Origin of the sequence: Flavobacterium turcicum (genome assembly GCF_011365745.1) — a bacterium.
Lineage (GTDB): Bacteria > Bacteroidota > Bacteroidia > Flavobacteriales > Flavobacteriaceae > Flavobacterium > Flavobacterium turcicum.
In genome coordinates this window covers 80,739-106,370 of the sequence record NZ_JAAOBY010000003.1, presented here as the reverse complement: position 1 = coordinate 106,370, position 25,632 = coordinate 80,739, and the positions used below count along the sequence as shown (strand labels likewise).

24 protein-coding genes are annotated in these 25,632 nt (G+C 35.4%); 5 read left to right on the top strand and 19 right to left on the bottom strand.

Annotation, left to right across the window (positions count from 1 at the left end; translation table 11 throughout):
* Positions 1-24: 24 nt before the first annotated feature.
* The 6 genes from G9Q29_RS07265 to G9Q29_RS07240 all read right to left on the bottom strand — a co-directional run bounded on the left by G9Q29_RS07265 (position 25) and on the right by G9Q29_RS07240 (position 9,858).
* Positions 25-2,148, bottom strand: a complete 2,124-nt coding sequence (locus tag G9Q29_RS07265; protein ID WP_166134968.1) for an ATP-binding protein — start codon at positions 2,146-2,148, stop codon at positions 25-27.
* A 318-nt stretch (positions 2,149-2,466) separates the two neighbouring features.
* Positions 2,467-4,008 carry an acyl-CoA carboxylase subunit beta gene (locus tag G9Q29_RS07260; protein WP_166134965.1) on the bottom strand — a complete coding sequence of 514 codons (1,542 nt, stop codon included), beginning with the start codon at positions 4,006-4,008 and terminating at the stop codon, positions 2,467-2,469.
* Positions 4,009-4,061: 53 nt separating this feature from the next.
* Positions 4,062-5,501, bottom strand: a complete 1,440-nt coding sequence (gene accC / locus G9Q29_RS07255; RefSeq protein ID WP_166134963.1) for an acetyl-CoA carboxylase biotin carboxylase subunit — start codon at positions 5,499-5,501, stop codon at positions 4,062-4,064.
* 96 nt (positions 5,502-5,597) lie between these two features.
* Complete coding sequence (locus G9Q29_RS07250) at positions 5,598-6,083, bottom strand: acetyl-CoA carboxylase biotin carboxyl carrier protein subunit (protein ID WP_166134961.1); 486 nt, start codon at positions 6,081-6,083, stop codon at positions 5,598-5,600.
* A 93-nt stretch (positions 6,084-6,176) separates the two neighbouring features.
* Positions 6,177-8,378 carry a B12-binding domain-containing radical SAM protein gene (locus G9Q29_RS07245; protein WP_166134958.1) on the bottom strand — a complete coding sequence of 734 codons (2,202 nt, stop codon included), beginning with the start codon at positions 8,376-8,378 and terminating at the stop codon, positions 6,177-6,179.
* A gap of 205 nt (positions 8,379-8,583) precedes the next feature.
* Complete coding sequence (locus G9Q29_RS07240) at positions 8,584-9,858, bottom strand: MFS transporter (protein ID WP_166134955.1); 1,275 nt, start codon at positions 9,856-9,858, stop codon at positions 8,584-8,586.
* A gap of 112 nt (positions 9,859-9,970) precedes the next feature.
* On the opposite strand from G9Q29_RS07240, the gene bshC reads away from it, so the two are divergent.
* Together bshC and G9Q29_RS07230 are read left to right on the top strand one after the other, a co-directional pair.
* Positions 9,971-11,560 carry a bacillithiol biosynthesis cysteine-adding enzyme BshC gene (gene bshC / locus G9Q29_RS07235; RefSeq protein ID WP_166134952.1) on the top strand — a complete coding sequence of 530 codons (1,590 nt, stop codon included), beginning with the start codon at positions 9,971-9,973 and terminating at the stop codon, positions 11,558-11,560.
* Between the two features lie 86 nt (positions 11,561-11,646).
* Positions 11,647-12,066 (top strand): nucleoside-diphosphate kinase, encoded by a 420-nt coding sequence (locus G9Q29_RS07230; RefSeq protein ID WP_166134949.1) that lies wholly within the window; start codon positions 11,647-11,649, stop codon positions 12,064-12,066.
* Positions 12,067-12,182: 116 nt separating this feature from the next.
* Here G9Q29_RS07230 and G9Q29_RS07225 read toward each other — a convergent pair whose 3' ends face one another.
* From G9Q29_RS07225 to G9Q29_RS07170, 12 genes are all read right to left on the bottom strand, one after another.
* Positions 12,183-12,479, bottom strand: coding sequence for a DUF721 domain-containing protein (locus G9Q29_RS07225; RefSeq protein WP_166134946.1), 297 nt, complete (start codon positions 12,477-12,479; stop codon positions 12,183-12,185).
* Complete coding sequence (locus G9Q29_RS07220; RefSeq protein WP_166134943.1) at positions 12,460-12,900, bottom strand: hypothetical protein; 441 nt, start codon at positions 12,898-12,900, stop codon at positions 12,460-12,462. Before G9Q29_RS07220 ends, G9Q29_RS07225 begins: the two co-directional genes overlap by 20 nt.
* 446 nt (positions 12,901-13,346) lie before the next feature.
* Positions 13,347-14,327, bottom strand: coding sequence for a signal recognition particle-docking protein FtsY (gene ftsY / locus G9Q29_RS07215; RefSeq protein WP_166134940.1), 981 nt, complete (start codon positions 14,325-14,327; stop codon positions 13,347-13,349).
* Between the two features lie 128 nt (positions 14,328-14,455).
* Positions 14,456-14,608 (bottom strand): DUF4295 domain-containing protein, encoded by a 153-nt coding sequence (locus G9Q29_RS07210; protein ID WP_073370281.1) that lies wholly within the window; start codon positions 14,606-14,608, stop codon positions 14,456-14,458.
* Positions 14,609-14,703: 95 nt separating this feature from the next.
* Positions 14,704-14,886, bottom strand: coding sequence for a 50S ribosomal protein L33 (gene rpmG, locus G9Q29_RS07205; protein ID WP_007805817.1), 183 nt, complete (start codon positions 14,884-14,886; stop codon positions 14,704-14,706).
* Between the two features lie 27 nt (positions 14,887-14,913).
* Complete coding sequence (rpmB, locus tag G9Q29_RS07200; protein WP_024980263.1) at positions 14,914-15,150, bottom strand: 50S ribosomal protein L28; 237 nt, start codon at positions 15,148-15,150, stop codon at positions 14,914-14,916.
* Positions 15,151-15,222: 72 nt separating this feature from the next.
* Positions 15,223-16,476 (bottom strand): CinA family nicotinamide mononucleotide deamidase-related protein, encoded by a 1,254-nt coding sequence (locus G9Q29_RS07195; protein WP_166134937.1) that lies wholly within the window; start codon positions 16,474-16,476, stop codon positions 15,223-15,225.
* Positions 16,477-16,692: 216 nt separating this feature from the next.
* Positions 16,693-17,037 (bottom strand): Hpt domain-containing protein, encoded by a 345-nt coding sequence (locus G9Q29_RS07190; protein ID WP_166134934.1) that lies wholly within the window; start codon positions 17,035-17,037, stop codon positions 16,693-16,695.
* Positions 17,037-17,648 carry a fumarylacetoacetate hydrolase family protein gene (locus G9Q29_RS07185; RefSeq protein ID WP_166134931.1) on the bottom strand — a complete coding sequence of 204 codons (612 nt, stop codon included), beginning with the start codon at positions 17,646-17,648 and terminating at the stop codon, positions 17,037-17,039. Before G9Q29_RS07185 ends, G9Q29_RS07190 begins: the two co-directional genes overlap by 1 nt.
* 39 nt (positions 17,649-17,687) lie before the next feature.
* On the bottom strand, positions 17,688-18,464 hold the full coding sequence (locus tag G9Q29_RS07180) for a 3'-5' exonuclease (RefSeq protein WP_166134928.1): 777 nt from the start codon (positions 18,462-18,464) through the stop codon (positions 17,688-17,690).
* 142 nt (positions 18,465-18,606) lie between these two features.
* Positions 18,607-19,908, bottom strand: a complete 1,302-nt coding sequence (locus G9Q29_RS07175; protein WP_166134925.1) for a dihydrolipoamide acetyltransferase family protein — start codon at positions 19,906-19,908, stop codon at positions 18,607-18,609.
* 84 nt (positions 19,909-19,992) lie between these two features.
* A complete protein-coding gene (locus G9Q29_RS07170; RefSeq protein WP_166134922.1) occupies positions 19,993-21,180 on the bottom strand; it encodes a glycosyltransferase family 2 protein in 1,188 nt (395 codons plus the stop codon).
* 229 nt (positions 21,181-21,409) lie between these two features.
* Here G9Q29_RS07170 and G9Q29_RS07165 point away from each other — a divergent pair, with 229 nt between their 5' ends.
* The 3 genes from G9Q29_RS07165 (at position 21,410) to G9Q29_RS07155 (ending at position 24,704) form a co-directional block, all read left to right on the top strand.
* Positions 21,410-23,272, top strand: a complete 1,863-nt coding sequence (locus tag G9Q29_RS07165) for an ABC-F family ATP-binding cassette domain-containing protein (RefSeq protein ID WP_166134919.1) — start codon at positions 21,410-21,412, stop codon at positions 23,270-23,272.
* Between the two features lie 157 nt (positions 23,273-23,429).
* Positions 23,430-23,828, top strand: coding sequence for an NUDIX hydrolase (locus G9Q29_RS07160; RefSeq protein WP_166134916.1), 399 nt, complete (start codon positions 23,430-23,432; stop codon positions 23,826-23,828).
* Between the two features lie 90 nt (positions 23,829-23,918).
* On the top strand, positions 23,919-24,704 hold the full coding sequence (locus G9Q29_RS07155; RefSeq protein WP_166134913.1) for an O-methyltransferase: 786 nt from the start codon (positions 23,919-23,921) through the stop codon (positions 24,702-24,704).
* A gap of 65 nt (positions 24,705-24,769) precedes the next feature.
* Here the strand turns inward: G9Q29_RS07155 and G9Q29_RS07150 are convergent, their stop codons facing one another.
* Positions 24,770-25,441, bottom strand: coding sequence for a DUF6565 domain-containing protein (locus tag G9Q29_RS07150; protein WP_166134910.1), 672 nt, complete (start codon positions 25,439-25,441; stop codon positions 24,770-24,772).
* Between the last annotated feature and the right edge of the window lie 191 nt (positions 25,442-25,632).

Sequence of the window (25,632 nt, the reverse complement as noted above, 5' to 3'; positions counted from 1 at the left end):
AAATACTACCTGTAAAAGCTTATTCTAGTTACTTGCAGATTGCGTACAATCAGCAAAAATCGAGTCTAGAATATCAAATACTTTTTCTTTTTGAAGTGGTTTAGAAATGTAAGAAGTAAATCCAAACTGCATGATTTTCTCCTTATCTTCAACAGAAGAGTAAGCAGTATGTGCAATAACTGGCAAATCAGGTCGATTCATTCTAATTTGTTCAAATGCTTCATAACCATTAAGTACCGGCATTTTCAAGTCCATAAAAACTAAACTAATGTCTTTATATTCGAGGCACATCGTAACAGCTTCTTGCCCATTTTTAGCACGAAGAACAGTATATTTTTTGTGTTGAATTAATTTTTTCAATAAAAGATAATTTACATTATCATCTTCGGCTACTAAAATTACTTCGTCATCACTATGTTCTACTAAAGCAGGAACCTTTAAAGGCTCAATCGGTGCTAGATTTTCATCAAGTACCAATGGAATAGTAAAAGAAAAAATAGACCCTTTCCCTACAGCAGATTTTACTGCTATTTTACCTCCCAACATTTCTACGTAAGCTTTGGTGATCGAAAGCCCAAGACCTAATCCTGTTAATTCTGGAGATATTGTAGCTTCAATTTGGCGAAATCGATCAAAAATTACTTTAAGGTAATCTTTGCTTATACCATTGCCAGTATCTTCGACAGTGAATTCTAAAATACCTTTCTTTTTATGTACCGAATAACCAAAATTGATAGAACCTGACTCAGTAAATTTAACCGCATTAGTAATCAAATTGATCAGTATTTGCTTGAGTTTGGTCTCGTCTGTTAGGACTTTTTGGTTTAATGGTTTCGAAGCTTCTTTTATGTAAAAATCTATTTCTTTTGATGGCGGAATGGTTACTTTTAAAGAAGAATACAACTCTTTAATACAAACTTCAAGATCTATAAGTGCATAATTGGGAACTATTTGATTGGCATCAATTTTAGACATTTCAATTAAATCTTCAATAATAGAAACTAAGTTTGAACCACTGTCCTTGATGATTTTTAGATACTGTTTTTTCTCCTTTTCCGATAAACTGTCGTCCTCTAGTAAGTCACTGAACCCCATAATTGCATTCATTGGAGTACGAATTTCGTGTGACAAATTTGCAAGGAAAGACGATTTTAGTGTATCGCTTTCTTCCGCTTTTCGTTTCGCTTTTTCTAATTGTTTGCGTTGGGTATTATTTTCTTCAAATAAATTACCAATATAGCCAAATTCACCTTGTACTTTTTTCAAGGCAGTAATTGCAGGTTGATTGGTGGTTTCTAAGATGCTTTTAACTAGTTTCAAAGGGTCATATACCCATTTTTTTGTACAAATTACATAAATTAAAATATTCAGTAACGATACTAATAACACTACAAACAATATTTCTTTTGTATTTTTATAATTAAGGGTAAACGGTCGTTTAAAAAGTAACTTGCTTGTAGTTTGATTTTTCCAATCTTTCAAATCCACACCTACCACAATAAAATTGTCCTCTTTTTCGAGTATATGTTGAGAGTTTACAGAGACAACTTCTGAACTACTAATTCGTCCTAGAGAAGTAAAAAAAGCTTGGTCTAATAATCTGGCAATAATAAAATAACCCTCAGGTTTTGTTTTGTTCTTTTTCGGATCAGAAGCGGGATGAATCGTGGCAGAAAACACCTCAACAATACCTTCTGGCACCGACAAATAAAAGCGTTTCAACCTCGATTTATGTATTGATTTTAAAATTTCTGCTGAAATTTTAATCCCATTTTTCAATTTCTTTGTTGCTATTTTATTGATTAACTTTGTGTCTAACCCATAAATTCCAACATAATCAGCTTCGTAAGCTTCAAACTCTTTAACTATATTTTGCTGAAACCATCGCTCTTCTTTAGACTTTGTAAATTGAACTAATTCATCCCAATAGGTAACATCAATAATAGTAGCAGTTGTTATCTTTGAATTTAAACGAAAGAGTGATTTGACTTCTTTTTCATATTGTGTATAAGTACTGTCGTAAAAATGTCGTTCTTCTTGTACAGTGTAGAGATAAAGTGTAATGTATATAAATACAAAAAAAAGTGTTGTTGATGCAATCAACAATATTAACTTTGAGTAAGTATTTAAATGAAAAAATTTATTCATAGATTAGGAAAACCATTACAGCAAACTGATAAAACTGTATTTTTTTGTAAGATATATCACTTTTTTCAAAGCGTGCAAGTTAGCGCTTTTTGTGTTAAAAAAAAATAACTTTTGATTTTTAAAAAAAACTACTCCTAAATAACCTATTCCACATCAATTCGATAGCAAAACCCTAGCAATAGTTGAGGGTCACAAGACAAGGCTATTTTTTATTTTTTGTACGAAATAAAAAAATCCTCATTAAAAACCAGTATACTTCATCAAGTAAACTGGTTTTTAATGAGGAGAATCTTCTTGTTACCCCGCCAAATAAATTATCTAGAGCGGAATATTGCCGTGCTTTCTGTTAGGTAATACCACCTCTTTTGTTTCAAGCATACTAAAAGCTTTTAACAACTTTCGTCTTGTATCTTGTGGATGAATGACCTCATCAATAAATCCGCGTTGCGCTGCTGTATAAGGATTAGCAAACAAATTGGCGTACTCCGCTTCTTTTTCAAGTAATTTTGCTTCGTGGTCAGCCGCTTCATTTATTTCTTTTTTAAAGATAATTTCAGAGGCGCCTTTTGCTCCCATTACTGCGATTTCGGCAGTAGGCCAAGCAAAATTCATATCGGCTCCAATGTGCTTGGAGTTCATTACATCATAAGCACCACCATATGCTTTTCTAGTAATGACAGTAACCTTAGGCACTGTAGCTTCACTTAAGGCATACAACAGTTTGGCACCATGAATAATGATACCGTTCCACTCTTGATCTGTTCCAGGTAAAAAACCAGGTACATCTACAAGCACAAGTAATGGAATGTTAAATGCATCACAGAAACGAGTAAAACGCGCTGCTTTTTTAGAACTGTTCACATCTAAACAACCTGCCAAAACCATAGGCTGATTAGCAATGATACCAATGCTTTTTCCACCTAATCGTGCAAATCCAACTATAATATTTTCGGCATAATTTTTATGAATTTCAAAAAACGAATCGGCATCAATTACCCCTTTTATTACCTCATGCATATCATAAGGTTTGTTGGGATTATCTGGAATAATTTGCTCTAATTGTTCACGTAATTCCGTATCCAATTGATATGGTAAATCAGCTGCTTTTTCTTTATTACTTTGAGGCAAATAACTTAACAAACGCTTCAAATCATCCAAACATTGCACATCATTTGTAGAGGTGATGTGTGCCACACCAGATTTGGTTGAATGCGTACTTGCACCACCTAATTCTTCTGAAGTTACTGTTTCGTTTGTAACCGTTTTAACTACATTTGGACCGGTAACGAACATATAACTCGTATCCTCGACCATCATGGTAAAATCAGTCATTGCTGGAGAATATACCGCACCACCAGCGCAAGGTCCCATGATAGCCGATATTTGTGGGATAACACCACTTGCTTGTACATTACGGTAAAAAATGTCAGCATAACCACCCAAAGAGCGAACACCTTCTTGAATTCGAGCACCACCAGAATCATTTAAACCAATCATAGGTACGCTCATTTTAACTGCCATATCCATAATTTTACAAATTTTCTCGGCTTGTGTTTCTGACAAAGAACCTCCAAAAACAGTAAAGTCTTGAGCAAAAACGCATACCAATCGGCCATTAATGGTACCATAGCCCGTAATTACACCGTCACCGTAATACTGCTCTTTTTCCATTCCAAAATCGGTAGTACGATGCGTAACAAGCATCCCGATTTCTTCAAAAGAACCTTCGTCAAGCAAATATTCTACGCGCTCTCTCGCTGTAAGCTTTTTGTTTGCGTGTTGTTTGGCAATTCTGTTTTTACCTCCACCCAAATGCGCTTCGGCTATTTTATCGTTTAAAATTTTTATTTTGTCTTTCATTTTTATCTTTTTTAGCTCGAACTAATATTTCTTCTTTAATCACAAACGAATCTTTAGTTCGGCAATCGTACCATTTTTTGATCTTCAAAATACTGTTTCAAAGCTACTAAGGCTGCAATTTGAGCTTCTTTTTGAGTTTGATCTTTTAACTTTTCAGGACTGTAATATTTTTTAACAAAATGAGTATCAAAATCACCCGAACGGAAAGCTTCATGCTCAAAAACAAATTTCCCAAAAGGCAAGGTAGTTTCGACTCCTTTAACTTGATAATCGGCTATGGCTTTGATCATGATTTGAATAGCTTCTTCACGTGTTTGACCGTAGGTAATTAATTTAGCCAACATGGGATCATAGTAAATAGGAATATCCATACCTTGTTCAAAACCATTATCAACACGTACACCTTCGCCTTCAGGCAATTGATATACTTCTAAATTTCCTACGCTTGGCAAAAAGTCATTCAAAGGATCCTCAGCATATACGCGCAACTCCATGGCGTGACCTAAAATTTTTAAATCTTCTTGTTTCATAGCCAAAGCCTCGCCACGAGCTACTTTTATTTGAAGTTCAACTAAATCAGTGCCCGAGATCAATTCTGTAACCGGATGCTCTACTTGCAAACGTGTATTCATTTCAAGAAAATAGAAATTTAGGTTTTCATCCAATAAAAATTCAACTGTTCCTGCACCCAAATAATCACAAGATTTGGCTACCAAAACAGCAGCTTCTCCCATTCTTTTTCGCAATTCAGGCGTTAATACTGATGAAGGAGCTTCTTCAATTACTTTTTGATGGCGGCGCTGAATGCTGCACTCTCTTTCAAAAAAGTACAATACATTACCATGACTGTCTGCCATGATTTGAATTTCGATGTGTCGCGGTGAGCCCACGTATTTTTCGATAAAAACAGAACCATCACCAAAAGCCGCTACTGCCTCACTGATAGCGCGATCCATTTGCGATTCAAAGTCTGATTCTTGCTCTACCACACGCATCCCTTTTCCTCCGCCACCTGCAGAGGCTTTGATTAAAATAGGAAAACCAATTTCTTGAGCAACTAATTTGGCTTTTTCAACATCGGTAATAGCTTGATCATATCCTGGCACCATGGGGATATTGTATTGTTTAACAGCCTCTTTAGCCGCTAATTTGCTTCCCATTACATGAATTGCTTTTGATTTCGGGCCAATGAATATGATATTATTTTTTTCACACTCTTCAGCAAAATCAGCATTTTCACTCAAAAATCCATATCCTGGGTGAATAGCATCTACTTGAAGTGAAAGCGCTACTTCAATGATTTTATTTCCCAATAAATAAGACTCACTTGATGGCGCAGCGCCTATACAAACGGCTTCGTCAGCAAACTTAACATGAGGTGCTTTACGATCTATGGTAGAATATACGGCTACTGTTTTTATGCCCATTTTTTGTGCGGTTTTCATCACTCTAATAGCAATTTCACCTCTATTGGCAACTAGTATTCTTTTCATTTTTTAGATTTTAACGGAGTAATTAGTTTTAAAATATATCGCAACAGACTTTTAAGCTGTGCAAAATTTTAAGCTAGTAAAACTTTTGGTAGGTACTTATTCAAATTCAATTAATAGCTGTCCTTTATCAACCGCATCACCTGTTTGCACAGCAATGGTTTTAATCACTCCATCTCTTGGCGATAAAAAACTGTTTTCCATTTTCATGGCACCTAGAATGATCAAATTATCATTTTCTTGGACCGTTTGACCTACAACAACGTTAATTTCGAGGATTAATCCCGGCATTGGAGCTTTGATAGCATTAATTTGTTTGGAGAGTCCCGTTTCAAAGCCCATCTCCTTAATCAAAGTATCAAGTGGATTAGCAATATCGACTTCGAAAACCGAATTATTGACTTTGACAGTGTATTTTTTTTGAAGAAAATCAGCAGCTAAAATAGCTACTTCATAAGGTTTGCTATCGTGTAAAACATGATATGCATTAGAACTTAAATGCACAGCATCAAGTTGATTCGTACTTTCCTGATCCAAATCAAAAAGGAAAGTATCATTTACGTTCACTTTATAAATAGTACTCATTGTTTACTTTTTTAGAATCGTAAAAATAAGTAAAAGAAAACGTTTTCGTAAACCAAAAAATCACTTTTCTGGTCGCGTCATGAAGGTTCTTTTTTAAAGCACAAGCAAGCCGTAATCGCGCAGTGTTTTAATTGGTTTGGAGAACCAAAAGAGTTCAAAATCTTCAAGAGCATGTTCAAAATCGGATTTTATTTCTTGAAAAGTATAAACTCTAGTTTGAGACACCGAAATTCTTTCAAGGAACTGTTGTAACCATTCTCCTTCTTGGGCACTAGTTTGAATTGAAAAACTTTCTTTTTTATCGTGAAAAGTGAAAGACATCATATTCCATGTTCGACCTTTTTTAGACTTAGTAAATGCTTCTGCAAAAGGTTTTCCTCCCAGCCAAACGACTTTTGCCGTAGGCTTAGTAGAAAAATCCTCTGCTTCATTCAAAGCATTAAAGATGAAATCAGGATGGATTTTGGTTTTCGGAATTTTGAACTCAAACCAATCTTGTAATGGATAATCAAAACAAATACCGTGCATAAAATTGAAAAGGGATTTCTTTAATCCGAAACTAAATTTATCATGGTCAATCCCCGTAGCATCCGTATAATTGATATCGTTGTTGGCAAAAGTACCAATAGCTTCCGTTTCCTTTTTTACACCAAATTTTTCGGGATACATCCCAACAGGACTGTGAGCTGTCATGGCAAATTGGTGCCAAAATCCTGATTGTAAAATTCCCGCTTCGAACAATTGACGCACCATTTCAAGACTATCAATCGTTTCTTGAACCGTTTGTGTAGGATAGCCATACATTAAATACGCATGTACCATTACTCCTGCTTCGGTAAAATGGCGTGTAACTCGTGCTACTTGCTCTACCGTAACTCCTTTATCAATCAATTTTAGCAATCGATCAGAAGCTACTTCGAGTCCGCCCGAAACCGCAATACAACCTGATGCTTTGAGTAGTAAACACAAATCTTTGGTGAAACTTTTTTCGAAACGAATGTTTGTCCACCACGTCACTGACAATTTTCTACGCAGGATTTCTAGAGCCAATGCTCGCATTAAAGCTGGCGGCGCTGCTTCGTCAACAAAGTGAAAACCATTTTCGCCTGTTTGTAAAATCATTTCCTCCATTCGATCGCATAGTAATGCTGCGGCAACGGGTTCGTAAATTTTGATGTAATCTAATGAAATATCACAAAAAGTACATTTGCCCCAATAGCAACCGTGCGCCATGGTAAGTTTATTCCATCTGCCGTCACTCCACATGCGGTGCATCGGATTGACAATTTCGATTACCGAAATATATTTATCCAAAAGTAAATCAGAATAATCAGGCGTACCCACTTGGGATTGCTTGTAATCAGGTTTAGCGGAATTATTTTTATAAACTACTACCCCATCTTCTAAAAGGAAAGTTCGTTTGTATTGTTTTTCGACTGCACAAGATGAGATAGCGTTGATTAGTTCTTCAATAGGTGTTTCGCCATCATCTAACGTAATAAAATCAAAAAACTCAAAAACGCGCGCGTCAGAAAGGGATCGCAATTCAGTATTTGGAAAACCGCCTCCCATCGAAATTTTAATCTCAGGAAAATGCTTTTTAACCCATTGCGCACAACGAAAAGCCGAGTATAAGTTCCCTGGAAAAGGCACCGATATCAAAAATAAAGTGGGCTGTACTTTTTCAATTCTTTCTTTTAGAAGAGAAAACAAAACCAAATCGATGTAAGTAGGCTCCTGCTGCAAGGCTTCGTACAATTCGTCAAAAGAATTCGCGCTTCGACCCAATCGTTCGGCATAGCGACTGAAACCAAAATTAACATCAACACATTCAACTATAAAATCAGAAATATCTTCGAGATACAAAGTAGCTAAGTGCTTCGCTTTATCCTGAGTTCCCATTGTTCCGAATGCCCAATCGAGTTCCTCTAATTGTGTAAAGCGTGAAGCTTCTGGCAAAAAATCTTCTTGGCATATTTGAAGTGCTAAGGTTGGATTCTTGCCTTGTAAAAAAGCAATTACGGGATTAATCGTTTTTAAGTACTCGTCTTGTAACGCAAAAATTCGTTTGGAATTATCTGAGATCTCTCCATCTTTAAACTTTTGACTTCCTACCTCAAACAAATCTGTTAATCCTTCCTTCGAAAACAATTTCAGAATCACCTCTATACCCAAATCTGCCTGAACAGACTCAATATTTTTGGTATTCAGAAAACCTTTAATATACGCCGTCGCCGGATATGGGGTATTCAGTTGAGTAAAAGGTGGCGTGATGAGAAAAAGTTTCGTTTTCAAGTGGAATTATTTTGTGCAAAAATAAGGGATAATTGTGGTGTTTTAGGAAAAATATTTTGGATTCAAAATGCGAAACACACAGTGCTACTTTTATCAGAAACCAGCAGTCAAATGAAATTACGATAACCCACTTTTAAATCTCTTAAAAACTATACAATAAACTCTCATTTCAATTTCAAATAAATCAAAATTAAATTATTCCTTACTAAAACTCCTGCTTGTCTTTTTTAATAATCAAAAAAGCAAGTAATGAAACGGTCGCTGTAGCAGTCAAATAAAAACCCACATAAGTTAAATTGTAAGTAGTGGCCAGCCAAATTGCAATCATTGGTGCAAAAGCAGCGCCTAAAATTCCAGCCAAATTAAAGGTTAACGAGGCACCTGTATAACGCAACTGAGTTGGAAAAAGCTCCGAGAGAAAAGTTCCTAAAGGTCCATAGGTAAATCCCATCAAGGCCATACCCATGCAAACAAAAGTTGTGATCAAACTGTTTTGTCCCGAGTTTAAGAAAAACGAAAAGAAAAAACCAAAAACTGCAATTAGCGCGGTGGCTAACATGAGAATTTTTCGGCGTCCAAATCGATCAGCTACCACAGCCGAAACAGGAATACAGATTGCAAAAAACAATACCGAAAACAACTGAAGCAACAACGCATCTCGCTTGCTGTAACCCAAGTCGGATGTGGCCCAGCTCAAAGTAAAAACGGTCATTAAATAGAAAACCAAAAAAGTGGTTACCGCAGCTAATGTTCCAAAAACAAGTTGGTTTTTATAGGATTTAACTAGGCTGAAAAACGGAATTTTCACAGCCGCTTGCTCCTTTTTTGAATTCTCAAACGAAGGTGTCTCCGTAATTTTGGTCCTAATATAAAAACCAACTAATACCAACAGAGAACTCGCTATAAATGGAATTCGCCAGCCATAACTCATAAAATCTTCGTTGCTCATCGTGTCAGTTAGTATCAAAAAAGTTCCTCCAGAAAGTAATAATCCAACTGGAGCGCCTAATTGCGGAAACATTCCGTACCAAGCTCTTTTATTGGGAGGCGCATTTTCAATAGCAAGCAATACAGCACCACCCCACTCGCCTCCCAAACCTACACCTTGACCAAAACGACATAACATCAACAACAAAGGAGCAGCAATACCAATACTAGCATAGCTTGGTAAAAAACCAATGGCTACCGTTGATATTCCCATGGTTAACAATGCTGCGACCAAAGTAAACTTACGTCCAATTTTATCACCATAATGTCCAAAAAAAGCCGAACCAAGCGGACGCGATAAAAAAGCAATTGAAAAAGTAGCCAATGATTGTAAGGTAGCCAATGTAGCATCCGAACTCGGAAAAAACAACTGCGGAAACACCAAAACGGCCGCATTAGCAAAAATATAAAAGTCAAAAAACTCTATTGTAGTTCCTATCAAGCTCCCAAAAAGCACATGTTTTACGGTATTTTTTGTTGGTTTGTTGGTCATATTCTTTATAAAAACGTTAATATTATTAGATAAAAGTGATGCTATTTTTCGAAAGTAACAAATAAAAAATTCCAATAATAAGTGGTATTTTAGCAACATATAAAATTAAATTATGCCAACCGACTGTATCAGCTATCAGCACTCTGGATATTTTTCTGCTTTAATGAATGATTATTTAGATCAAAAACCACAATTATCTGCTCTTTACAACAGGTTTCCAGCTCTCGAAAACTTTGAAGAACAAATCGCTGAAAAACAAAATAATTTTAATCACAGCTCTCGAGCAAAACTTGTAGATGCACTTTTACAACAGTACAATAGCTGTGAGACGAGTGAAGCTACAAATGCAAACATCAAATCACTAGCCTTAAACAATACTTTTACAATTACTACAGGGCACCAACTGAATTTATTTACAGGTCCGTTGTACTTTTTGTATAAAATAATTTCTACAATTAACTTAACCAAAAAACTTCAAAGTAAATATCCTGAACAGCATTTTGTTCCCGTTTATTGGATGGCTACCGAAGATCACGATTTTGAAGAAATCAATTACTTTAATTTCAAGGGTAAAAAATTCAGATGGAACCAAGAGAGCACGGGTCCTGTAGGCCGTTTGAGTACCGAAGGCTTAAATGAATTTTTAGAAGTATATCAATTAGAATTAGGCGGCAGTAGCAATGCAACTACATTAAAGAAGTTCTTTGAAGATGCGTACATCAAACACAATAATTTAGCGGATGCAACGCGCTTTCTGGCAAATGAACTATTTGGAGCCTACGGTTTAGTAATTATTGATGCTGATTCCGCATCATTAAAACGTCTTTTTATCCCACATGTAAAGCAGGAGTTGCTACAGCAAACCGCTTTTGAAAAAGTGACAGCCTCAATTGCTTTACTAAAAGATTATACTGTACAAGTAAACCCGAGAGAAATAAACTTGTTTTATATCGAAAATGACCTTCGCGAACGCATCATTTTAGAAGATGGCTTATACAAGGTAAATCATACTAAGCTTTCATTTTCAGAGACTGAGATTTTGGCTCTTTTAGAATCAAATCCTGAAAAGTTCAGTCCCAATGTAATCATGCGCCCGTTGTATCAAGAAGTAATTCTACCAAACCTCTGCTACATTGGCGGTGGCGGAGAAATAGCGTATTGGTTGGAATTAAAATCATATTTCGAAGCTTCGAACATTACCTTTCCAATGCTATTATTGCGTAATTCTGTAGTATTAGCAAGCGAGAAACAAGCAAAAAAGGCGGATAAATTACAATTATCTTGGACCGATTTATTCAAAAAGCAAGCCGATTTAATCAATCAAAAAACGATTGAATTATCTGAGTTTTCTATCGAATTAACAGACTTAAAAACGCAGTTACAAACACAATTCAAACAATTGTACGACATAGCTGAGAAGACTGACGAATCTTTTATCGGTGCTCTTAAAGCACAAGAAACCAAACAAATTAAAGGACTTCAGCAACTAGAAAAACGCCTGTTAAAAGCGCAGAAACGAAATTTGAGTGATATTCTAGACCGTATAAGCGACATTCAAAATGAATTGTTCCCAAACGGAAGTTTGCAAGAAAGACAAACGAACTTCTCAGAGTTTTACCTAGAATACGGCGAAAATCTTATCCCAAACTTAATTCAAAAATTAGATCCATTAGATACTAAATTTGACATCATTGTACTTTAGTGAAATATTACGGGATTGAATGTTATATTTGTAAAAATAATAGATAAAAAAATCCTATTTTTGCACAAAATTTAAAAATTTACACAATGGCTACAAATAGAACATTTACTATGATTAAGCCTGATGCTGTTGCTAACGGACACATCGGAAACATTCTTGCAATGATTACAAATGCAGGATTCAAAATCGTATCTTTAAAATTAACTCAACTTACTGTTGCTGATGCACAAGCATTTTACGCAGTACACGCTGCAAGACCTTTTTACGGTGAATTAGTTGAATTCATGTCAAGAGGACCAATCGTTGCTGCTATCTTAGAGAAAGAAAATGCAGTTGAAGATTTCAGAACTTTAATTGGAGCTACAAATCCAGCTGAAGCTGCTGAAGGAACTATCCGTAAAGCTTACGCAACTTCTATCGGAGAAAACGCAGTACACGGATCTGACAGCGACGAAAATGCTGCTATCGAAGGTGCATTTCACTTTGCAGGAAGAGAGCAATTCTAGTAATCAGTTCTCAATTTGAGAGTGACAGATTATAATAAAACAGAAAATCCCGTTTCAAATTGAAACGGGATTTTTTATTTCCAATCTAGCTGAAAACTGCGACTAAAAACTGAAAACTACCTCAACACCACATCTTTCACTACATCCCGTCGCAATTCCTCATTAATCATAGCCACAATTTTAGACTTTCCGTGGCTTAACTCCTCTCTCAATACTGATGAAGTGAGCTCTACATATAAGGTACTTCCTTTCAAAACTACATTGTTCGTATAGCTATTTACACCATTACCCATTAGGTTTTTCCACGCATCTTTCACATCAATTTGATCCATGCCTGGTTGCAACTTATTGGTTTGAATAATCTGCTTGAGCACATCACCAACCGTGCTTTCATTATTTAACCTCTTTGCCATCTCCTAATAAATTTATCGCTGTTGCTCTTTTATAATGATATTCCCCTCTTTCTTTGTTCAACAAAACCAATTCCTCATTTGTCAAACCAATAATTTCCTCACTCCATTTCATATAAGGCGTCACATAATCTAAAAATATGCCATCTGACGTATAACGCACCGAAACTTTCTCGAAAACATCATTCACTAAAAAAGTACCATTAAGTTGCGGCATTACTTTTTTGCGAATCCCTTTATTATTCTCAATTTTGAAATAATCATAAACCTCATTCATGCGGTATTCCTTATCGTCTATGGAGTCAAAAACTACTTTCTCTACCTCCCAATACCCATTCAACAAGGCAACATCTTCCTTTTTAATCTCTTGTTTGCAACTAGTAATTACCAAAATCAATACGGCAAAAATCAAATACTTTTTCATGTTCAAAATTATTTTTTTTTTAGGAGCTATTTCCTGCTGTCCGCTGTATCTTTTTCTGGCCAACTTCCTACGTCAGCTTTGGCCAAAAAAAGGATGCCGCTTCCATCAGGGCTAGTCCATTCTACTTAAATTAAGATATCTAATTTTCAGTACTCTAACCAAAACGCGGAGTACAAAGAATAAAAAAACCAACAATTGTTTAGCAACATGTTGGTTTAAATCAACCGCTTCATGAAACGATTTCTATATCAATTACAACCTACTGTTTTGATTTAATTCGCAACAAAAAACCAGCAACACAACACATAACTCCCACAAGAAGTAATGCATAGTAAAAACTAATTGTTTGATCGCGAACAACATTTGCAAGTACAAAGCAAATCATACTCACTAAATAAAAATACAGAGGCGAAATATTTTTTAAAGAAGAAAAATTCATAGTGCTATTATTTAAAAAAACTATCTACAAACTCATATTTGTTAAAAACCTGCAAATCATTAATACCTTCACCCACTCCAATATATTTCACAGGAATTTGAAACTGATCCGAAATACCAATCACCACGCCACCTTTGGCAGTACCGTCTAATTTAGTAACGGCCAAACAACTTACTTCAGTTGCTGCGGTAAATTGTTTTGCTTGTTCAAAGGCATTCTGACCAGTAGAACCATCTAGTACCAAAAGTACATCATGAGGCGCATCAGCTACAACTTTCTGCATCACACGCTTCACTTTTGACAATTCGTTCATCAAGTTAATTTTATTATGCAAACGACCTGCGGTATCAATAATAACAATATCTGCCTGTTGCGCCACTGCTGATTGCAAAGTATCAAAAGCCACAGATGCTGGATCACTACCCATTTCTTGGCGCACAATAGGCACACCTACACGATCAGCCCAAATTTGCAATTGGTCAATAGCAGCTGCTCTAAAAGTATCTGCAGCACCTAAAACTACTTTGTAACCTTGATTTTTAAACTGATGCGCCAATTTACCAATGGTTGTTGTTTTACCCACTCCATTAACGCCCACCACCATAATTACATACGGCGTAGCATTAGATGGCTTTACAAAACCTGTTGCATCATCTGTATTTGTTTCAGATAATAATCCAGCAATTTCATCACGTAAAATATGATTCAGCTCCGCAGTACCCAAATATTTATCAGCTGCAACTCTCTTTTCAATTCGAGATATAATTTTCAAGGTAGTATTTACACCTACATCCGAAGCAACCAAAACTTCTTCAAGGTTATCTAAAACCTCATCATCAACTTTTGATTTTCCGGCAACAGCTTTGGTAAGTTTAGAGAAAAAGTTAGTTTTCGATTTTTCAAGTCCTTTATCCAACACCTCTTTAGCTTGTTCGCTAAAATTTGGGTCTTTTTTATCAGATGAAAATATTTTTTTAAAAAAACTCATAATATAAATAATATTAAGAATGAGCGCATTAGAAGTTCTTCGCCCATTCATTTTCGGCACCGTAAATATAGAAAATAAAAAAGCTACTTCCGAGTGAAAGTAGCTTTTCTATATAATGTATTTGTTAATTATTTCTTTTTCAAGAATTCATCAACAGCTTCAGGAGCCATAATAGATTCTACGAATGTATATGCACCTGTTTTTGGAGATTTCACCATTTTGATGGCTTTTGATAATCTCTTAGAAGATGTTTGTAACGATGCTACGGTTTTCTTTGCCATGATTCAAATGTTTTAAAAATTAGAATAAGTGTCTCAAGTATAATGCTTTACATTTAAAAGGCAGTTCTTGAGATTATTATTAAAATCTCGTGTTATTATTTAATTTCTTTGTGAACAGTTACACGCTTCAAGATTGGATTAAATTTTTTAATCTCTAATCTATCTGGAGTATTTTTCTTGTTCTTAGTAGTGATGTATCTTGAAGTTCCTGCAACACCAGTAGTCTTGTGCTCAGTACATTCTAAAATTACCTGGATTCTATTACCTTTCTTTGCCATCTTGCTATTTTTTTATTTTGGAACAGATTATTTAATAAATCCTTCTGACTGTGCTTTTTTCAAAACAGCAGCGATTCCATTTTTATTAATTGTTTTTATCGTAGATGCAGCTACTCTTAGAGTAATCCATCTATCTTCTTCTGGAAGATAAAAACGCTTTTTAACTAAGTTCACAGAAAATTTTCTCTTAGTTTTGTTCATAGCGTGAGAAACGTTATTTCCTACCATCGCTCTTTTACCTGTAAGGTCACAAACTCTTGACATTATACTTATCTTTTATCGTTATTCAAAATCAGGGTGCAAAGAAAAGAAAAATAAACCTATAAAGCAACATTCTTAACGCACATTTTTTAAAATTTCTTTCTGAAGCAATTCTAAACTTTTTATTACCGCTCTATCTATCACTTTTTCACGGGGTTGGCCAAAATTGAACTCTTCTACAATAATTTCGCTTGGTCCCGCAATTGCAATAAAAACAGTTCCTATTTCAGCCTCAGAGTCTCCTTTTGAAGGTCCTGCATTGCCAGTTGTAGCAATTGCAAAATCTACATTTAATTTGGCTTTTGCTTGTTGCGCCATGGCTTCGGCTACTTCCTTACTAACAACGGAATATTCTTTTATCAATGCCTCAGGAACTCCCAAAAGATCCACTTTTAGCGCCGTAGCATAAGTAACCACTCCTCCTTTAAAATAAGCCGAAGAACCAGCAACACTTGAAACAAGCTGCGCAATTTTACCACCAGTGCAACTCTCGGCGGTTCCTATACTGTATTTTTGTTGTGCTAGCAATCGTCCAACCACAACCTCAATAGTGCCCTCTTCATCGAAACCAACAATGATATCACCTATTAAACCTTGTAAAGTTTTTACATTTTCGGCTAAAGCATTTTGCAACACTTCTTTATCCGTGCCTCTTGCAGTTAATCGCAGTCGTACTCGACCTGGAGCTGGTAAGTAGGCCAACTTTATAAATTCTGGTAAATTATCTTCCCAAGCTTCAATGCGTTCAGCTACTAAACTTTCACCCTGCCCATACGTAAGCACAGTTTGATGAATAATATACGGTCGTTCGTATTCACGAACTATTTTGGGCACAATTTCCTGCTCGACCAAATACTTCATTTCATACGGAACACCGGGAAGCGAGATAAAAACAGTAGCCTCTTTTTGCATCCACATTCCTGGCGCAGTTCCTACTTGATTATGCAAAACGGTACAAGTTGAAGGAACCAATGCTTGATCTTTATTAACTTGCGAGGCAGGCCTATTCATTACGCGTTCAATCAAAGCAATTACATGCGCTTCTACAGCCTTATCAACAACTAGGTAGTCATCAAAATAAGAACAAAATGTTTTTTTAGTGACATCATCTTTCGTAGGACCCAATCCTCCTGTTACAATGACAAAATCTACTTTATTTTGTAAAGCCGCAAACGTGTCTAAAATATGATTTTGATCATCACTAATCGAAAGCATTTCTTGTACTTGGACACCAATTCTATCTAATGCCTTTGCAATAAATCCCGAGTTGGTATCAACAATTTGACCAATTAAAATTTCGTCTCCAATAGTAACTATAGCTGCTTTCATTTATCACATGTATTTTATTCTATTCCTAAAAAAAATGCCAGTGTACCATTTACTATTCTTTTACTTTAAAAAATAGCAAATGTTACATTGACAAAACATTAAAAGCGCTTCTATCTTTAAAAACACCTTATCTTATATTTTCACTACTATATTTGTAAAAAACTAACTTCAATAGAGTAGCTTCTTTAAAAAAATATAGCATTCAAATTTCAAAAACTACAATTCGAAATCTTTTTTTATTTCTTTAATCGCCTCGTTTACCTGACTTTTTACACTTTTGAAAGTTTCTTTAATATCTTTTTTCTTTCCTTCGGTCTTGGTCCAAGCTTCAATTTGCAGAATTTCTTCAAATGCTACATTCATGCCCAACAAATCAAGAGTAGGTTTGATTTTGTGCGCATAAGCATAAGCATGTTTGTGATCCTTCTTAGTGATTCCTTCTTTAATCTGAACCATATCCATAGGAACTTCAGTTACAAAGAGCGTTAAAATCTCATTAACAAACTCTGGATCGTTATCTGAAAGTGCGTACACTTTCGAAAGGTTGTAATGTATAGCCATTATTTTACTTGTATTCTTAATAGTTGTTTTCCCTCTAAAAATCCTTCCAAAACATCATCCGGTTGCACCGCAGCAACACCTTCTGGAGTTCCTGTAAAAATAATATCACCAATTTTTAATGTAAAGAATTGCGAAACGTATGCAATAAGTTCGTCAATTTTCCACAGCATCAAATTAGAATTTCCCTTTTGCACCGTTTGTGAATTCTTGGTTAATTCAAATGTAAGATTTTCTAAGGAAGTAAATTCACTTTTAGGTAAAAATTCTCCAATAACTGCCGACCCATCAAATGCTTTGGCTTTCTCCCATGGCAAACCCTTTGCTTTTAGTTTATCCTGCAAATCACGTGCGGTAAAATCGATTCCTACACTAATTTCGTCGTAATATTTATGAGCAAATTTTGGCTCGATGTACTTACCTACTTTACTAATTTTTACAATAAGTTCAATTTCGTGATGCACATCATTAGAAAATTCTGGAAGCACAAAAGGATGCTGCTTTAATAAAACAGCCGAATCTGGTTTCATAAAAACAACAGGCTCCGTTGGACGTTCGTTATGTAATTCTTCGATGTGATTGGTATAATTTCTACCGATACAGATTATTTTCATTTCTTACTTAAAAAAATTAATGGTTGAAAGATTCAAAAATTAGCTTAATTTATTATTCAGTTTTCGAAGTTTAATCGCCGTCAAAACTTTCTTGGTATATAACGGAAAGTCGGCATTTTGAATCCAACTAAAATAACCTGGTTCACTTTCAAGTACTTTCTCTACTTTTACTCCTTTGTGTTTCCCGAAGGTAAAAATCTCTTCATCATCTTTATCAAAAGCAATCATACCTGCAAAATCAGCGATCTTTTTACGAGTAGTAAATTCCGATAAGGTCTTTATGTCGTTTTCTAATTCAGGATAACGATCCAATTGCGCTTTCAAAATTTCGTAAGTAGCCATGGTATCTGCTTCGGCTGAATGTGCATTTTCGAGTGTTTTACCACAATAAAATTTCAAAGCAGCACTCAAAGTACGCTCTTCCATTTTATGAAAAACAGTTTGAACATCTACCGAAACTCTATTTTTCATGTCAAAATCGACTCCAGCACGCAACATTTCTTCGGCCAATAACGGAATATCAAAACGATCTGAATTAAAGCCCGCCAAATCACTATCCTTGATCATAGCGTAAACTTGCGCAGCCAAATCTTTAAAAGTAGGCTCATTCGCCACTTTTTCATCCGTAATACCATGCACAGCCGTAGTTTGCGGCGGAATTGGAATGGTTGGATTTACCAACCACGTTTTGCTTTCTTTGTTTCCGTTAGGAAAAACTTTAAATATTGAGATTTCTACAATTCTGTCCTTTCCGATATCAATTCCTGTGGTTTCTAGGTCGAAAAAGCAAATTGGTTTATTGAGTTTAAGTTCCATTTTATATGTGTAAGAAGGCAAAGATAGAAATTTGTTATGGAAATTAAAGATAGTTACCAATCAAACTTATGTTGAAAAGCTACAAACAAAAAACCCGATAGCTTGGTAGCCATCGGGTTTTTATTTTATTTCAATTTGTGAATTAAAAATCTCTGTTCACATCAAAAGCTTCTAAATATTCAGCAACTCGTTTTACAAAACTACCTCCAAGTGCTCCATCTACCACACGATGATCGTAAGAATGAGACAAGAACATTTTTTGACGAATACCGATAAAGTCACCTTCAGGCGTTTCGATAACAGCAGGCACTTTGCGAATAGCTCCCAAAGCTAGAATTCCAACTTGTGGTTGATTAATAATAGGAGTACCAAAAACACTACCAAAAGTTCCTACGTTGGTTACTGTGTATGTTCCGCCTTGCGTATCATCTGGTTTCAATTTTCCAGCTTTAGCACGATTACCAAGATCGTTTACTGCTTTAGCCATTCCAACTAGGTTCAATTGGTCTGCATTTTTGATTACAGGAACAATTAAATTCCCGTTTGGTAAAGCTGCAGCCATTCCTAAATTGATGTTTTTCTTTTTGATGATATAATCGCCATCAACGGAAATATTCATTCCAGGAAAATCTTTCAATGCTTTGGCAACAGCCTCCATCATAATAGGTGTAAAAGTAAGTTTTTCACCTTCGCGTTTTTCAAAAGCATCTTTTACTTTATTTCTCCATTTTACGATGTTAGTCACATCTACCTCGATAAAGGATTGCACGTGCGCCGATGTTTGTACAGAAGCCACCATGTATCCAGAAATCAATTTACGCATGCGATCCATCTCAACGATCTCATCACCTCCGTTTACTGATACTGGAGCTGCTTTTTGCGCTACTGCAACAGGTGCCGCAACCGGCGTTGGAGCTGATGCGACAACAGGTTGTGCTACTGGAGCCGCTGTCCTGTTTTTTACATAAGCTAAAATATCGTTTTTGGTCACTCGACCTTCTTTACCTGTTCCTTGAATAGTTGCTAATTCAGCGACAGAAACACCCTCTTCTTTAGCTATATTTTTAACCAACGGAGACAAAAATTGTTCTGAGGTCGAAAAATCTACGGCAGTAGGCGCAGGAGCACTTACACTCTCTTGTACCGCAGCAATTGTTTTTTCAATCACAGCAACTTCTGGTGCTGGAGTACTTGCAGCATCACCTTCAGTTTCAATGATAGCAATGGTTTGTCCCACTTGCACTAAATCATCTTTACCAAAAAGTTTTTCTACCAAAACACCCGAAACCTCACTTGGCACTTCACTATCTACCTTATCAGTAGCAATTTCAAGTACTGCCTCGTCCGCTTCGATTTTGTCGCCAACTTCTTTTAACCAGTTTGTAATGGTTGCCTCAGCAACGCTTTCTCCCATTTTCGGAAGTTTTAATTCAAATCTTGCCATATTGTTAACCTAAAAGGTGATATTGATTTTCAGTTTGCGAAATTACTAAAATTTACAAATATAATTTACACTTAATGTAATTTTTTATACTATTTCTATAATCTCACCTCTGCTATTACTATTGTTGCTTCCTATTAAGAAATTAGCGCTTTTAGGTAGAATTTTAAATGTAAATCCCTTATTTCTTGCAGATTCGAGAAACGATATACATTCTTTAAAGGACATATGTTCCGAATCAAGAATAATTTCTACCTGTTTTTCGCTTTTTTCAGTAAACGAAAATACCATTTTTTCTGGGGTAATATCATGAAAAACGACATTGTTTTGTAAAATACTAGCCAGTTTATTGGCTAACATTTTATTTTTTGAAAACAAAATATACCCATCAGGAGTCTGCATCTGTTGCCATTTGTCCGCAGAAGAACCTTGTAGCATTTTTATAAATGAGAAAAAGGAAATCCCTACTTGCATTAAAAAACGAAACAAGAACGACACTTTAAAATGCTTCTGATAAAAAAAAGTCATCGCCTCTTGAAAGCGCTTCATATAAGATGCATCTTTAATCGTGCTTTCTCCCTTATAATGAATAACGGTGGTTTCGTGAAAATAAAAATTGCTTTTTCCAGCCAAGAGCGCGCGATACGATAAGTCAATATCATCCGAATACATAAAACAGCTTTCATCAAATCCCTTTAATTCTGTATACAAATCCCTTTTTAAAACCATGAATGCTCCAACCAGAATAGATACTGGACCTGACTCATTTTCATTTAAATGCTGTGCATAATATTTGCCAAAAAGCTGTTTTGACCATTTGTAGTGTGGAAAAATGCGATACAATCCCACAATTTTAGTGAACGCAACCCATGGCGTTGGCACACCGCGCTTGCTTTCTGGTAAAAAATTACCAGCACCATCAATTAATTTAACGCCTACAATTCCGCAATTACTTTGCTTTTCGGCGAAAGCTAAAACTTTTACAAAAGTATCTTCGGACACAACCGTATCTGGATTCAAAATACAGACATAGTCGCCTTGAGCAACTGCTACACCTACATTATTACCCTTTGGAAAACCCGAATTTTCAGTATTTTGAATGAGTTTTACAGTAGGAAAACGTTCTTTTATCATGGCCACACTATCATCTGAAGAATTATTATCAACTACAATAATTTCGGCGTCAAGGTGCAGCAAAGCGCTTTGTACACTGAGCACACATTGCTCCAAAAAATGGCGCACATTGTAATTGAGAATAACAACTGATAACTGCAAAGGTGATTTTTTTGATTGATTAAGAAACTTTGTTTTTCCTATTTATAGGTTGGTTCAAAACTACATTCTTTTCTTCATATCTAAAAATAAGCTATGACTTCTCTTTAATCAAAGTGCTAATTGGTCAAACCATTAAAAAAAAATAAAAAAGACTATCTATTTACAAGCACAGCTCGTTAATGGCGACTACTTCGTTGAAATAATGTACTTTTGCCAAAAATAGAGACTCGTGAATTACCTTTCAGTAGAAAACATATCAAAATCCTTTGGAGAACGCACCTTGTTTAAAGACATTTCGTTCGGGATCAATAAAGATCAAAAAATTGCTTTTATAGCCAAAAACGGTTCGGGAAAAACCACAATTATGAGTATTCTAAATGGTTTGGAAGAATCAGATACGGGTCAAGTAGTGCTTCGTAAAGGAATCAAAATGGCTTTTTTGTCGCAAAACAACAATCTACAAGATGAATTGACCATTGAAGAGAGCATTTTTGCATCGGATAACGAGACCTTGAAAGTAATTGAAGCTTACGAAAAAGCACTAGAAAATCCAGAAGACGAAGAGGCTTACCAAAAAGCTTTTGACGGCATGGACCAGCACAATGCTTGGGATTTTGAAACTCAATACAAGCAGATTTTATTCAAATTGAAGTTAGAAAATTTCAAATTGAAAGTAAAAAACCTTTCGGGTGGACAAAAAAAGCGTTTATCACTAGCCATCATTTTGATCAACCGTCCTGATTTGCTAATTCTGGATGAACCTACGAATCACTTAGATTTAGAAATGATTGAATGGTTAGAAAGCTATTTTGCAAAAGAAAATATTACCCTTTTCATGGTTACACACGACCGTTTTTTCTTAGAGCGTGTGTGTAATGAAATCATAGAATTAGACAACGGAAAATTATACCAATACAAAGGTAACTACTCCTATTATTTAGAGAAAAAAGAAGAACGTATTGCCTCTGAAAACTCTAGTGTAGATAAAGCCCAAAATCTATTTGTAAAGGAATTAGAGTGGATGCGCCGTCAGCCGAAAGCGCGAACCACCAAATCAAAATCTAGACAAGATGATTTTTATGTGATCAAGGAAAAAGCACAAAGCAGACGCCGCGAGAACAAAGTGGAGCTTGAAATTAACATGGAGCGCATGGGAAGCAAAATTATTGAGCTTCACAAAATTTCAAAAAAATTCAAGGACCATGTCATCATGGATAATTTTAGTTTTGATTTTCAGCGTGGCGAACGCATTGGAATTATTGGTAAAAACGGAACTGGTAAATCGACTTTCTTAAATCTTTTGACAGGAACTTTGCCACTAGATTCTGGAAAAGTGGTAGTTGGCGAAACCATTAAAGTTGGGTATTACACACAAAGCGGAATCAATCCTAAACCGGGTCAGCGTGTAATTGATGTGATCAAGGAATACGGCGAATTTATTCCGTTGATGAAAGGAAAGTTGATTTCGGCATCGCAATTATTGGAACGATTTTTATTTGATGCGAAAAAACAATATGATTTTGTAGACCGATTGAGTGGTGGCGAATTGAAACGCTTGTATTTGTGTACTGTTTTGATTCAAAATCCAAACTTCTTGATTCTTGATGAGCCGACGAATGACTTGGATATTGTAACACTAAACGTTTTAGAAAGTTTCTTACTTGATTATCCGGGTTGTCTTTTGGTAGTTTCGCACGATAGGTATTTCATGGATAAAATTGTAGATCACTTGTTCATTTTTAGAGGTGACGGTGTGGTAGAAGATTTTCCGGGTAACTATTCTGATTTCAGAGCTTATGAAGACAGTGCCGATGTCGCTCAAAAAGAGGAAAACAAAGCAGAGAAGAAAGATTGGAAACAAAACAATCCTACTGGAAATTTAACGTTCAATGAGCAAAAAGAATTCCAGAAAATAGAACGTGAAATCAAAGATTTAGAGGTAGAAAAAGCCAAAATTGAACAACTTTTTGCAGACGGAAAAGTAGCTGATGCTGATATTGAAAAGAAAGCTAAAGAATTAGAAACTATAATTACCAAGATTGAACTTAAAGAAGAGCGCTGGTTTGAATTGAGTGCTAAAATTGAGGGTTAGAATCTAGTCTCTGTTTGCAATCTCTGTTTGCAGTAAATACAAATAGCGTAAAAAAAGCTAAAGCATAAAATTTATAAACCCACAACAAAATCAAAATTTTGTTGTGGGTTTTTTAAAATTAGATAACTAGTACAACTGAATAAAAAAAGTAAAGCAAATGACCATTATTGACAAAATAGCATGGATTTTCATTGAAAATCGCCGCATCCTTTCAACCAAAAGCTTTGGTAAAGACAAATATTATCTGCCGGGCGGAAAACGAGAAGGAAACGAAACGGATCAGCAAACCTTGGTTCGAGAAATCGAAGAAGAATTAAATGTGATAATCAACCAACAAAGCATTAATTATTTTGGCACTTTTAAGGCGCAAGCACATGGTCATGCTTCAAACATATTGGTACAAATGATCTGCTACAAGGCGGATTACTCAGGAACTCTGCAAGCAAGCTCTGAGATTGAAGAGGTTAAATGGTTGCAGTATTCTGATCGAGAACATATTTCTGCTGTCGATCAAATCATTTTTGAAGAATTAAAAGCCAAAAACGAAATCGACTAAAATTGTCAAAAATTAATTCAAAATGCGAGTCAACTAAAATTCGCAATGTATCTTCGCATTGATTTTATTTCAATTTTGTTTACAACTATTATGCTTTTTCAAATACAAGCTTACCTGCGCTTTTTATGGCACTCTAAGAACGAACACGCCGTGCATTCGCCATTTGTTTTTAATTTGCTTACCAAATGTTTTTACGATACTAAAAATCGTGCTGCCTATGATGTTTTTAAAAAGTACCGCCAGCAACAATTGAACAATAAAAACACTTTACACATCACCGATTTTGGTGCTGGATCTCGCGTATTTACTTCCAACAATCGAGTAATTAGCAAGATTGCCAAAACAGCAGGAATCAGTCAAAAAAGAGGTAAATTACTAGTTCGAATAGTAGAGTATTTCAATCCAAAAACAATTTTAGAACTGGGAACTTCTCTCGGAATTGCTACCTCAGCAATGCATATTGGAGCTAATATAAAGAATGAAATCACAAAAATAATTTCACTCGAAGGTTGTCCAGAAACAGCGAATTATGCTCGTACACAATTACAAGAATTTGACTTCAAGAACATTGAAGTTGTTACAACAGAATTCAACAGTTATTTTAAACAATCACAACCACAAAACTTCGATTTAATTTATTTTGATGGCAATCATTCTAAAAAAGCGACCTTAGAATATTTTGAACTTTTATTACCTACAGCACACAATGACAGTGTTTGGATTTTTGATGACATCCATTGGTCTAAAGGGATGGAGCAAGCTTGGGAGCTAATCCAACAACATCCAAGAGTATCTGTAACTATCGATACTTATCAATGGGGATTTGTTTTTTTTAGAAGAGAACAACCAAAAGAACATTTTATAATTCGAGTATAAAAAAATGACAGCCCTTGCGGACTGCCATCTTCACCTTGCATTAGTAACCAAATCGTTTTTGTTGTTTATTGTTTTGCTTTTTGCATTTCACCAGATTTGGCTCCCATTCTGTTCAAGGTATACATAGGTGCAAACTTCAATTTTAAACCTGCTATTTTACGGTTATCATCACTTGACAATCCTTCGTTTTCAACAGTGTTTTTACGACTGTCTAACGCCTCGTACATTAGTTTAATTTCGTCCCAATCTTCACGAGAATATCCATCTTTATTTTTTTGAACTGCGTCAACAAATTGTTGGTAAACAGCTAGGATGTTTGTTTTATTTACCCAACTAAAGTTCATATCCTCTCCTACTCTTCCTTCACCAAAAAGTGTATTTCTAATTTTTTGTTGCGGACTTGCAGACATGGCAACTAGAGCTGCAGCTTTTTGAGCAGCAATTTTAGTTTTCAAAGTTTCGTATTTCGCTCTCGCAGCCTCAATACGCGCTTTGGCCTCTCCATTTTCACCTAAATCTTCCATAGATTCGTCAATACTTGCGCTTTTGGTTTCGTAGGCTGTTTCAATAGCATCCCAATTTTTTTCTACCTCGTTACCTGTAACATTTTCAAGTGAATCTACATACATAACGTAACTTTCTATTTTTTTTTCTGCAAGCTCTTGCTTTTCATTCTTACATGAAGTTATACTCAATGCAAGTGCAAGTAATCCTAAACTAAATTTTAAACTTTTCATATCGTGTGATTTTATAATTTTACTATGGATCAAAAGTAATACACACTAGAACCAATTCAATATAAATCAAATAATTATGAAAAATATACCCAAAATTCTACAAAATCGTACTCAATACCATTAAAAAAGTATAAATTGTTAATTAAATTCTGTAAAATCAGGAGCAACGATCAACCAAAATTACATCATGA